This window comes from Bacteroidota bacterium (assembly GCA_037133915.1).
In the GTDB taxonomy this organism is placed as follows: Bacteria; Bacteroidota; Bacteroidia; order Bacteroidales; family CAIWKO01; genus JBAXND01.
Window position 1 is genome coordinate 1 of the sequence record JBAXND010000079.1, and the last position, 12,344, is coordinate 12,344.

Annotated in this window: 9 protein-coding genes; 4 read left to right on the forward strand and 5 right to left on the reverse strand. The window is 38.6% G+C overall.

Annotated elements, in window-relative coordinates:
• Window positions 1–272 precede the first annotated feature (272 nt).
• Entirely contained in the window at window positions 273–3,035 is a 2,763-nt protein-coding gene (locus WCM76_16115) for a hypothetical protein (GenBank protein MEI6767156.1), read from the reverse strand.
• 169 nt (window positions 3,036–3,204) lie between these two features.
• Complete coding sequence (locus tag WCM76_16120; protein MEI6767157.1) at window positions 3,205–3,816, reverse strand: T9SS type A sorting domain-containing protein; 612 nt, start codon at window positions 3,814–3,816, stop codon at window positions 3,205–3,207.
• A gap of 154 nt (window positions 3,817–3,970) precedes the next feature.
• Here WCM76_16120 and WCM76_16125 point away from each other — a divergent pair, with 154 nt between their 5' ends.
• The 4 genes from WCM76_16125 to WCM76_16140 are packed head-to-tail and all read left to right on the forward strand — an operon-like array spanning window position 3,971 to window position 8,224.
• Window positions 3,971–5,104 (forward strand): site-specific integrase, encoded by a 1,134-nt coding sequence (locus tag WCM76_16125; GenBank protein MEI6767158.1) that lies wholly within the window; start codon window positions 3,971–3,973, stop codon window positions 5,102–5,104.
• Window positions 5,085–6,257, forward strand: a complete 1,173-nt coding sequence (locus tag WCM76_16130; protein ID MEI6767159.1) for a site-specific integrase — start codon at window positions 5,085–5,087, stop codon at window positions 6,255–6,257. Before WCM76_16125 ends, WCM76_16130 begins: the two co-directional genes overlap by 20 nt.
• A gap of 28 nt (window positions 6,258–6,285) precedes the next feature.
• Entirely contained in the window at window positions 6,286–7,401 is a 1,116-nt protein-coding gene (locus WCM76_16135) for a site-specific integrase (GenBank protein MEI6767160.1), read from the forward strand.
• Window positions 7,402–7,411: 10 nt separating this feature from the next.
• The gene (locus tag WCM76_16140; GenBank protein MEI6767161.1) at window positions 7,412–8,224 is read left to right on the forward strand and encodes a hypothetical protein; all 813 of its coding nucleotides are present in this window, start codon (window positions 7,412–7,414) and stop codon (window positions 8,222–8,224) included.
• A gap of 104 nt (window positions 8,225–8,328) precedes the next feature.
• Here the strand turns inward: WCM76_16140 and WCM76_16145 are convergent, their stop codons facing one another.
• From WCM76_16145 to WCM76_16155, 3 genes are all read right to left on the reverse strand, one after another.
• Window positions 8,329–8,601, reverse strand: a complete 273-nt coding sequence (locus tag WCM76_16145) for a hypothetical protein (GenBank protein ID MEI6767162.1) — start codon at window positions 8,599–8,601, stop codon at window positions 8,329–8,331.
• A gap of 671 nt (window positions 8,602–9,272) precedes the next feature.
• Window positions 9,273–9,632: a hypothetical protein gene (locus tag WCM76_16150; protein MEI6767163.1), complete on the reverse strand. Its 360-nt coding sequence runs from the start codon at window positions 9,630–9,632 to the stop codon at window positions 9,273–9,275.
• Between the two features lie 49 nt (window positions 9,633–9,681).
• Window positions 9,682–12,344: RHS repeat-associated core domain-containing protein (locus tag WCM76_16155; GenBank protein ID MEI6767164.1), on the reverse strand; the 2,663-nt coding region annotated here is incomplete at its 5' end.

The window sequence follows — 12,344 nt, forward strand, 5'->3', positions numbered from 1 at the left end:
AAGAAGCCGGGCTTATGCTTCGGCTTCTTTCAAACTTTTACCGGACAACAGTGTATTAAAAAATAGAAATGAAATAATAGAAGCTAATGAATGCGGAAGAAAGTGTGGAAATGTTAAATCATATAATTAATAGAAACGCATATATCGTATTTCCGAAAAGTTAAAATACTATTATCGTGTATTTTAAAACTAAAATATTTTCTTACTGGTCATTATCCCAATGTAAGAATGACTTCAATTTTTTAAATTAAAGTTATTAACATTCAGAATTGCTATTGTTCGCGCCAGGCAAACAGGTAGGCTTTTTTGAAAAACGCGTACCATTTTTGGTTTCCGGTATAAAAGGCTACGGTTTTTCTTGGTGAGGCATCGGGTGCCGATTTTTTATCAATCCGGGCCATTGCTTCACCAACACTTTCCTGCAGCGGACGGGCATCCGCGGCTGTCATGCCAATTGCGTAAAGGACTTTTAGTAAACGGAAAGCCTCATTCACCTTGCCGTAGAGCAAATAATGCTGAATAGCGTATGATATCAAAGGCTGGTCTTTCTGCATGCTAAGATACTCCAGTACCGCTGTATGATTTATTCCTACATTCCGAAGTTTCGCGTTATAGAATAGCGATTCGGCATTCTCGTAATCATCAATAAATTCTTTGAAATTTTTGGCAGCATAACATTTTTGTGCCTTTTTCATGATTACCTGATAATCGGCAGCCGGCTGATAATTATTATGCAATGTCATTATCGCATCAGCGTCCAGCCTGCATCCCTGATTATCAAAAGCAATATCCAGTGCTTTTTGCAACAGTGTATCGGCATCAATAAAATCTTTGTTGTTGATACAGATGGTAGCTGAAGCAAGTGCAGCGTCGGCATTTTTGGTGGCAAGGCTGCATTTTTTGTCAACAATAAATCCGCTCAGGTATTCCATTGCTTTGTTGGCAGATTCATCGTCATCAAGCATAAAACGTTTTTGCATCAATACAAGCTTGTTGTATTGAGTACGTGCCGAATCGGCCAGCCCTGACTCAGCAAGCAACTGCATCATTTTTATTTCTTCAAGCAATACCGGCAATCCGGTTGCTTTTAGCAATGAATCGAGGGAATAATCGCGGCTGAATGAAAATCGTTTTTCAAGGTCACGTGCATCTGCAAAATTACCGGCAGCCTCTCTCATTTGGTCATAATGCATCAATTGCCTGCCGGCGACGATGAACTGACGGTAGCGAATGCCTTTTACGTGTGTGAGTATGGTATCCGAATTCAATGAAGAAGAAATATCATTTGGATATTCCTGCTGCAGGGTAACCGCTTTCATTATTTCGCTTTCGCCTGCATCGTATTTTTTGTCTTTGAGATATTCGCGTGCCGATTTGCACAGGCTGTTGTAGAGGTCAATGCGTGCGTTGTGAATGGCTATGGGCAGGTCGTTCGGGCAGTTATATTCGGTATTTGCCGTGCAATATTTTGATGCCATCTGATAATAACCCAGTGCTTTTTCGTATCGCCCTTTTTGTGCAAGCAGATCGCCGGATTTAATGTAAGCCCTCACCAATCGGGCAATGTACGCGTCGCATTCGGCATCGCCGATAATTTCGCTGCTGTTATTTCGCTGGTATTTTCGTGCTTCTTCAATGTAAACCTGCGCCAGATCGAGCTTGTCGTTATCCATGGCCTTTTGTGCAACGGCAAGGTATGATTTGTAAATGCCGTATTTTGATTTCGACAGACCTTTGGATACTTCATTATCGCATTTCAATCCGGGTGTGGATGCACAAAAATTACGGCACGCTTCAAAAAGGCTCAGCGCCTCATTAAATTTTTCCTGAACAATAAAATAATTTCCGTGTCCGATAAATGCTCTGTATAAGGTGTCAGCCATCTCAACCACCAGTTTACGGGTGTTGTGGTCAGGATTCATGTTTTGCAGTATACCTGAAATTATCGTGCTTGCTTCAGTAATGCTGTCGCGCATGTACAGAATTTTGGCAAGCCTGTAAGCGGCCGGGCTGTAGTATTTATTAACGGAAATAGAGCGTTTGAAAAATTTTTCCGCCGACTGAAATTCATTTTTTTCATAATAGCCCATTCCTTTTTCATAGTACTGCTTGTCAAGTGTAGCAAGCAATACATTCATTTTTTCGCGCATCCCGATGCTGCGTTCAGACAGCTTACTGAATTTGTCAAGATAATCGGTGGGGTCTTTTTCGTTCAGCTTCAGTGTACCGGCGAAGTTCCGGTTAAAGAGTGTTTCAACAGCTTTTTCAACTTCCTTTAGTTGTATATCATAAACAATAATCATGTCGATATTCTCAAAGTCGAACTTATCGAGCACACGGTTGTATTCGTCTATCTGAAAATCGGCCTGATAGTAGTCGTCAATGAGTTTCCGCATGTCATTGAATCGATTTTTAGCGGCATCGTCGTAATATATTTTTGTGATGTTGAGATCAAAGGTGTAGGCGAAGTTTTTTGCTGTATCATTAAATTCGAGTGAGGCCATTTTATTATAGCCGGATGTGATAGGAACATGCTCCAGATTGGCTGATGCGAGCGGCTTGACAGAGCGGCCTTTTATTGCAACAGTCATATCGGCCATTGGCGGAATAATGGCATCGGAAATGCTGAAACTTTTATACATCACATCGCCGTCGCATTCCGCATTGATGAATTCAACACTTGCCACATAGTGGTTATTTCCGGTATAAGCGATGCGACATGTCTTGTAAAATGAAAAATTGTACTTCGTATATTTAATCTGTTTCGGGATGCTTTTTGCAATTTCTTCGATGAAAAAATTTACAATCCGGCCTTCCTTATAAGCATTTTCATTGTATTGATAGGTGACTTCGGTTCTGTCGGATGTAGAATAAACTTCTTTGTTTTGCGCTTTTGCCGAAATGATCAGACACAGCAATACCGGTAATGACAGGTATTTGAGCCATGTGATGCAGTGAAATTTGTTTTTAATATTCGTAGTTTTTCTTTGCTTTGTCATGCGCATAATGCGTCCGTTGCTTTTATCAGCCTGCACAAAGATTACAATAATTATGTGTGAAATGTTGATTCAAATTTAATTGTATCAACAGCGGAATGTTAATTCTGATTGTAATTAGACAATTAGTCAATTTGCCTGTCCGCCTTTGGCGGGACAATTAGACAACTCAACAACTCAACAGTGCCAGCGGGTTTCGTGCCTGGTATTACTGAATGCAGACTTTCGCTGTCTGCACAATGTCTTCTGACATTAGTTTAACTATGTACAGTCCGCTTTTCAGTGACTGGGCGTGCACTTTATGGTAAAATGATTGCTCTTCGGAAGTCAGAAATTCATGGTATACAAGCATCCCCGAAAGGTTATAAATACTCAGCTCATAAGTGCTTCCGGCCTTGCCTTGTGATTTTATCATGAAATTGCCATCGCCCGGGTTGGGCCAAATGTTTAGATTTTCGCGCGAACTGTTTACTTCTTTAATGGATGAGCTTCCATAATATCCGGCACATGCCGAGCGAACAATATCGCGCCTGAACATAGGCCAGTCGGGACCTCCGACACCGGCCGACACTGCGTAAGCGCGTCCCCAGTTCTTCTCTATGGCAGGATATTCTCCATGACCGCCCACCACAAAAACATCGAGTGTATCATCGTTGTCCATATCAAGAACAATGGGACCGTGGTCTATTCCGAACGAAGCCGAATCCATATGGTTTGCCAGACTGATGTTCCAGAGTTCAGTGCCATCACTTCCATTGAGCGCAATAAGGTCGCCAAAAGTGGTTCCAAAAACCACGTCAAGTGTACAAATACTTTGCAATTTTGATTAATAATTTCTATAGTCATTCATAATAAGGCTTTACAAGCGATTACAAAACATTACACAAAACATAAATTTGCTAACATAAGTAATATTATGTTACTTTGTGTTACTCAATTGTTACTTCGGAGTGACAAATAACATCTTATTTATTATGATTACTATTCGTTATAAAGCATTACTTAATGGTCAATACAGCCTATATCTCGATATTTATAATCAGGGGCAGCGACAAAGAAAATTTCTAAATCTTCGATCATCGAAAGACTATTCAACAAATCGATTTATCGTTAAGGAAGATATTGACGCGATTAATCTAGCCCGGCAAGCTGCAAAGGAATTTTCTGATGGAAATACATCGATATGCAAAAAGTCCCTAAAAAATAAAAAAAGGCATTTTATCGAGTTCATTGTTGAAAGGACTTCAAGTGAAATGAAATTGCGTTCCACTGAACAATCATTGATTAAACACATTCGATTATACACTGCCAAAAATGATATTCCTTTTAGTATTTTAACTAGGCAGTGGATTGAAGGATTTGAAAAATACCTTGAGTCGGGATTGGCAAAAAACACAGTAAATTCATTGGTGTATACGATGAAATGCCTCCTAAATGATGCTATGAAATCAAACTTGATTAAGCAGAATCCCTTAATGGAGTTTCGTTTTCGTCACCATGAAAGTATCCCGAAATATCTAACGCCGGAGGAAATACTGGATATTACAAACACGGCAACCGAATTTAATCCACAGATAAGGTTAGCGTTTTTGCTGTCGCTATATACTGGGCTGACCTGGGATCAAATCTTAAACTTAAAATGGGAACAGATCAAAAAAAGTGATCCGAGCAAAAAGAAAACCTGGACGATTAGCGTCAATGGTTTCTCGAACCATGCAACCTACTGCAATATTCTATCAAATAAAGCAATCTCAATTCTTAGCATTGTTGCCTCATCTGAAGGTATTAGAACATCAAAGGGCAAATACAGGGACGAATCAAATATTAATAGAAAAGCAATAAATCTTACTTGTCAATCAGGCAATGTATTTAAATCATTGCCCAATAAGTCTAACTGCAATATTCACCTCCGGCTTTGGAGTGCCTTGGCCGGACTTAAGAAAAATCTATGCTTTAGCATGGCCAGAAACACTTTTGCGATAATTCAATTGAATAAGGGTGCGGATAAGAAATCCGTTAAACAGTTATTGAACACTAAAAGTGACCGGATCATTATGAAATTTACAAAACTTCAAAATAGCAATACCCATGATACATCTTCGATTTAAAAAAATGCTGAATGGAAAATTCAGTATTTATCTAGACTACTCCGTCAGAGGTGAAAATGGAAAATCTAATCGTGAATACGAATTTCTTAAAATCCACGTATCAAAAGATTACGGCCACTCAAAGCGCATTGTTGCCGAGGATAAACCCTTAATGGAGCTTGCACAAAGCATCCGGTCTAAAAGAGAACTGGAGCTTTATGGCACTGTCAAAGGTCTGAATGCAAGTCCCAAGCGGGTTAATGCATCTCTTATTGAATTTATCTCAAAAGAAGCACAACGAACAGATAGAAAAAATGATCGTATTTTAGCTCAGCACCTACAGCGATTCTCCAAAGGTAAAGACATCCTATTCTCCGATGTAACAGTTCAATTTATTCAAGATTTGGCCAGATACTTTGAAAAAGTGACCTCGCATAATACAATGATATTATATCTTGAAATCCTCAAAACAAATTTAAATCGGGGAGTTAGGCATGAGATCATTGCTGTTAACCCATTTATCCGTTTTAAAATTCCTGCCAAGCATGATGTGGAACGCACGTTTCTTGAACTTAAAGAAATCCAGATGATGAAGGATACCGTAATAAATGCTGAGCCACAGGTGCTACAGGCTTTTTTATTTTCCTGCTTCACTGGGTTACGGCTATCAGATATACAGACTCTAAGAAAAAGTCACATTATTATCGAAACAGACAAAGATGGTAATCCATACCACAGCTTACAAATTCGTCCGATAAAAACCACAAGGACTTCAGGACAACTTTTAAAAGCTCCGCTCAGTGAGCAAGCGGTGAAAATACTTAATGAAGTAAAAAATTATCGAAAGGGTGAACTTGTATTTGATGCTTTACCAGAAAAGAATGTGATTAACTACTGGCTTAAAAAGTGGGCAAAAGCTGCAAAAGTGGAAAAAAACCTTCATTTCCATGCAGCAAGACACACATTTGCCACGCTTTGCTTGACAAGCGGTATTGACATCTACACCGTGAGTAAGCTACTGGGCCATACCCGAATTGATGCCACACAAATCTATGCAAAGATAATTGATGAGAAAAAGCAAAAAGAAGTGACAAAATTTCCAAGTTTCTTTAGTACTAGCAATAAGCCGAAAAATCAGTCAATTTTGAAAAAATCCCAAAAGAAAAGCAAATGACAATACTCAATTAACTTAAACATTAATCATGATACATCTTCGATACAAGCAATTGAAAACTGGTAAATGCAGCGTTTACCTTGATATCTTCTCTACTGACGAGCAGGGAAATCGGAAACGGCAGTACGAGTTCCTGAAATTGTATGTAAGCAAAGATTACAGCAAAATAAAAAACATTCTGCTTGAGGATCGCAATACGATAGATATAGCGGAGGATATTCGCAAAAAGAGGGAGATGGAACTTGCCGGGCAGATCAAGGGCCTGAAGACAAAGCAAAGAATGACTTCACAATCAATAATTGGCTATATTAAAAACCACCAACGTAAAACAGGGGATTTCCATGCAAACAGTCTTCTGTTTCACATGAACAATTTCACCGAAGGGGCAGATGTGAGATTCATTGACATTAACCCAGATTGGCTCATCCGGTTTCAGGCATACCTTTCAACCAGGATATCTCACAATACTGTGAAAAATTACTTAAAAATTCTACGCGCCCGGTTAAATGATGCTTACAGGCAGGATATCATTACAATTAACCCCTTTGATAAATTTGATATGCCTAAGGAGTTGGAGGTAAAACGGACGACTCTTGATGCTTCAGAAGTAAAGACACTGGTTGGCACTCCTTTCCCTTCTCATCCCCATCTGAGATTAGCATTTCTATTTTCATGTTTCACTGGGCTTAGAATTTCGGATATCGAAAAACTTGAATGGAAAGATATCATTTCGGAAAAAGACGCAAATGGCCACAATCGGTACTACATAAATATTCGTCCTGTAAAGACACGTAATACTTCCGGCAAAATTCTGAAAGCCCCACTGACAGAATCTGCCAGCGGTGTCATAGAAGAGGTAATGAAAGAAAAGAATAATAAGGAAAAAGTGTTCTGCTATCTTCCAACTTTGCGTAATGCCAGAAATTTGCTTAAACTTTGGGCTGCAAGGGCAGGGATCAAGAAGAATATTCACTTCCATGTAGCGCGGCATTCCTTTGCCACAATAAGCCTGACCTATGGAATAGACATTTACACGGTGAGTAAATTATTAGGTCACACAAATCTGCGATATACGGAAATTTATGCTAAAATTGTAGATGAGAAAAAGCGTTTGGAAATTCAGAAATTGCCAACTTTAATATAGACGAATAATCATGGGAAAATTAACGGAGAATCTCGACCAATTTTATACCGAAACTTCACAGCGACATTACAATCTTCTTTTCAGTACTTATAAAAGACGACTGGATAAGGCCAGTGACAAGGCATATACACATAGTGAATTTCAAACCTATGCAAAAGCGATGTTGATTTTCAGGTTTGAGGAAAGTTATAGAGCACCCGCACTTGAACATTTTATGCACGATCTGAAAGTGGGTAAGGAGCTTTCTTTATCAATTAAAAAACTGCGAAAGAATTTTAAACCTAAATATGATACTATCTCGTACGATTTTGAGGAAATTATTGAACCCTTCGAAATAGATGGCAAATCCGAAGATAATAAACGCGAGCAAGTGAAACCCGAAAAGCCCATTTTCGATTTAAACGAATATTCGGATAAAGACCTTGTAAGAATATTCGCGGAGTATATGGCCTATAGGCGATTCTTTGAATTTCTAGAGTCGGAAGATTTAAAATATTCTTTAGTGGAAAAAAAATCAGAGACCACGCCTTCATTGATGACTGCATCTGAAGGTGCCATTAAAGATAGTACAACTGCTCGTCAGGTATTGGCTGTACATTACCTTTTAAAATATGCCAACGTTAAAAATATTGACAAGACTGAAATTGCCCGTTTTATACAGTTTCTTACAGGAAAGAACTTCGATAATATATACAAACGACTCCAAAATCCGTTTAAAATAAATGAAAAGGCCTTGAATGAAGACCTTCGGTTTGTTCGGAATTATTTTGAACGGTTGGAAATGTCAGAGGTTGTGAAAATGATAAATAATGAACTAGGGTAAGTCTTCATTTGGAACTGCCCGACCAATAAAAAATAAATATTATATAATGTTATCCGTGTGGTAATTATTAAGTGAATTTATTTTATATGTTTAAGCTATAAACATTACTTTCTAGGAGCCCATTCGCAAGTTGCACATCTAAAAAATTCAGGGAAAAGCGTATCTATAATTAATTTTTTATTTTTTCTTCCTACTTCATTTTGTTTGTCAACAAATTCCGGGGAAAGATAATTAACATAAATAGCAGTATCTCCTCGCAATGATAACTCAGCAAAAATATCTCCTGTTTTGGGATAATTTTTTACTCCAAATGTCTTATCCAGTGAAGTTCTAACATCACGCCACGCACCTTTAGTATCCCAAATTAATATAATCACATTATTTTCATCTTTTGCTGCAAAATTGTATCCACATTGGCTAATGCCATAAGAAAAACAAACGCCGGTTGAATCAGCACTTAAATATACGGCCCCATCATCATTCTTACCTCCTATTATAACAAAAAGGTCATTTCCTTTATAAAAATTATATATTATAAAACACTTTAAATATAAAGGCTTTTGTATTTGACCTTTTTGAAGTACTTTATTATTGCTTGTTTCAGCTATATGAATATTGTTATTTACCGTTTACAACATGAAAACAAGAGCATTATTCCAAATAATATTAATATGTTTTTCATTTTCAATGCACTATGCACGGTTTTTAGAGGCTTTTGCCATATTTTCATGCATTTTCTACATTACAAATATGCAGATAATTCTTGAAAATACAGCGTTTAAGAGTTTTTCAGCAGACCCTATTTAGTGTACTTTCAAGATCATTTTTTATTTGAGTTGCTGCATCTAACATGTCGATACTTGGATCATCAGTATAGAAATATATTGTTGAGCTTATCACAACCTTAACCGGGCCTCCACGATCATTATAATAGACAACTCTTGTAATCCCTCCCATACTGGTTGGGTCAATCAAATTTATTGGTTTATTATTCATTACACATTATGGTGATCAGTTAATATAGCACTTGGCTGGATCCAAAAAATTCTTAATACGATTTTGATTGTGAATAATACTCTACTTTTTCTATCTCACCATTCTCCTTAAAATATAGCCATTTGCCAATCTTCTTCCCTTTATAATACTGCCCTTTTATTTCTATTTTGCCGGTAATAAAATATTTAAAAAAGTCGCCCGTCAATTTTCCCTTTTTTGAGGAGAATTCTTGTAAAATATTACCGTTTCTATTCACTAAAAAATGTTTACCCTCAATATATTTTACAATTTCATTTTTACTGAATGCCACATTATGAAAAACAGTATCTCCTTCTAAATTGACCGAGTAGATGTATTCTTTTGATAATTTACAAGTTTCATCATTAATATAAGCGGCCCTTTTTCTATACATCCAGCATGATGATAGAAACAAAATGCAACAACTTATTAGAAGCATTCTATTAGTTTCCATTATTCTTAATGTCATTTTCAATTGCTTTATCAAAATCACTTCTTATTTTCCTCAAATCGTTCTTGTCAAGAATTCCCCTTATCTGTTCCACAGCCTCGTTATAATTTACATTTGTCCTATCACCCAGCTGTTCATGAAATAACACTCCATTTGTAGGGTCATCTTGAGAATACAGATCAAAATAACTTGTATTTTCAAGTGCACCAGACCAGATCTTCTCCATGAAATCCATAATGGGCTTTGCATGAATTTGATCTTCATGAAGCGCAGTCGCAAGCATTCCACCAATTTGTCTTTCTGAATTATCCTGCCCTCTTTTTAATATATTCACTCCAATACGCATTTTCAACTCAGTATTTTCATTTACGGGATCTCTTGAAAATGCTGCTTCTCCTAAAGACATCCATCCTTTGTTTGTCCGTATTCCCGGAAAATTATTCTTGGCGGAACCATAGGTTAGGCCATAATTTCCTTTTTTAAAAGAGAATAAAGATGTGAATTTAATATCCGAGCTATTGGCATAAATTCCATCAGTGCCTCCTTGTATGCCTAAATATCTTTGCTGCTGTTTTGCGGTCATGTAATTCATATAACGAGCACTTATTTCCGGAGTTTGCAAGTACAACTTAATTGCAGAATACAATCTTCGACGAAACCATCTAATAAACAATGAAACCTTGACATCTGCTCCGTCTGGGTCGACAAATATCACTGGGCTGTTTTCGCAATAGGAATAGGGTGACTGCTCCGGGTATTTGCATGCCATCGGGTCCACTGAAATAAACCTACACAACCAATCCGCGTAGTATCTGGCTCCATAATAATAGAGCCCACTTTCTTCATCTCGCTCCTTGCCAACATATTTGTATCGTTTCAGGCTTACCTCGGTTTCAGTTCTGCCAGAGCGGTATGAGGTCGTCCCATAAGGATGATATTCCTCATAGCTGATGATATCCGCACTTTCATCAAGTTCCAGGCAGGAGGAGCCAAGATGATTGCTGTATTGATAACGAATCGCAATTTCAAGTGGCGAAATCGGATCACCACTTTCTATTGTTTTGGTTTCTATGATGGCGATTTTCTTGTTCTGATCAAAGGTGTATTTTTTTTGCTCTTCACTTTCGTTCTGGCCTTCATTTTCACCTTCGGGCAGTTTAATTTCGTTGATGCAAAGTGTTTGTCTTTCAAAATCAATATCCCAATTACTCGCGTATTCCCGGTAAACCTCGTAGCCACCAAGGTACAGGCGTTCTACAAAAGTTCCATTTTGTTTTTCTGTTATCTTGCGGCTGCGCTCCCCGCTGCTGTTATAACGGTAATACGTGCTTTCTGTACCTTGTGTGGTTTTTATCAGACGGTCTTTAAAATCCCATTCCATAGCAGAAAGGTGCGGCATGGTAAGCATGTTACCATGGGCATCGTAAGTATAATCCGGTGGAGTTTGATTCTGAATATGACTTAATAAATAATTATTATTCGAGTTGTAATAATATTCTCTGGTCCAGGTTGGCGTTTGGCCGCTGGTATAGTGGTCAAGGTTGGTTATGTTGCCAAGAGCATCAAAAGTAAAATACTCCTTATAATTCTGCATCGCGCTATTACCGGGGTTTGGTAAAGGGATGTTATTTACAAAATCACTGTGCCCGGGCATAGCCAGTGACATGAGTTCCCTGCCGGTGGCTTTTACCAAACGGTACAATGGATCATACCAAAACTGCTGCTGGGGTGCTATCACACTGTTATCGTAATAAAAGGTTTGTGCCGCGTTGTCATTTATCTCAACAATGTTGCCAACGGCATCATAAATATAATTAAGATCAAGCAAAACATCAGCGCCTGAATTACGTGTCGTTTTAAGCCGGTTCAGCCGGAACGTTTTATCGTCATAATAATAACGTGTTCGCGTGCCATTCCCGTAATAAACCCGTGTTCGCTGTCCTTTCTCGTTGTAGTTAATATTAGTTACATAATCAACCGGGGTTCCCTGCCCTAAATGAGTCACTGCAATTGCCTCGGGCAATGCGGCCTTGTTATAGGCGTATTCTATAATGCTGCCGTCGGGCTGTGTCAGCAAGGTTGGCCGGTTCATTGCGTCGTACTCCATAAACTGCGTGAACGTTTCCGTCTGCAGCACCGGGCTTTGGCTCCAGTCAATATCCCTGTTGTAGTCTTCACAAAACGTCTTTAGCGTTTCCAGTGGATTGCCCTTGAAATCATACTCAATAAAATGCGTTTGCCCGCTTTGGTCTTTTAAAAACTCAACCCTGCCAATATTGTAAACCGCGTCATCCGTACCGTAGACATATTCTTCTGCCAATATCTCGCTTTGTGCCGGAGGGGTAACATAAATTTCCAGCGGGCGCTGCAGCGCATCATAGGTATTGCGGAAGGTGAAGCCACGACTGTTCACTGCATAAATGGGCTTTCCAGCAACATCGGCAAGCATCCATCGCTCGCCCGAGTCAATGTTTGTTGTATAGAGTTGTTGTTTCAACCCGTAAACATGATGTGTCATCACCCTGTTCAGTGCATCGGTAACGGCAATCACCCTGCCGGTAATATCAAGCGTGTTGCGTACACGGTATTTTGGGGTAGTGCCGTTATCATCCTCAATCATAAAAACCCTGCCAAGGCTGTCGAAATACTGTGTTT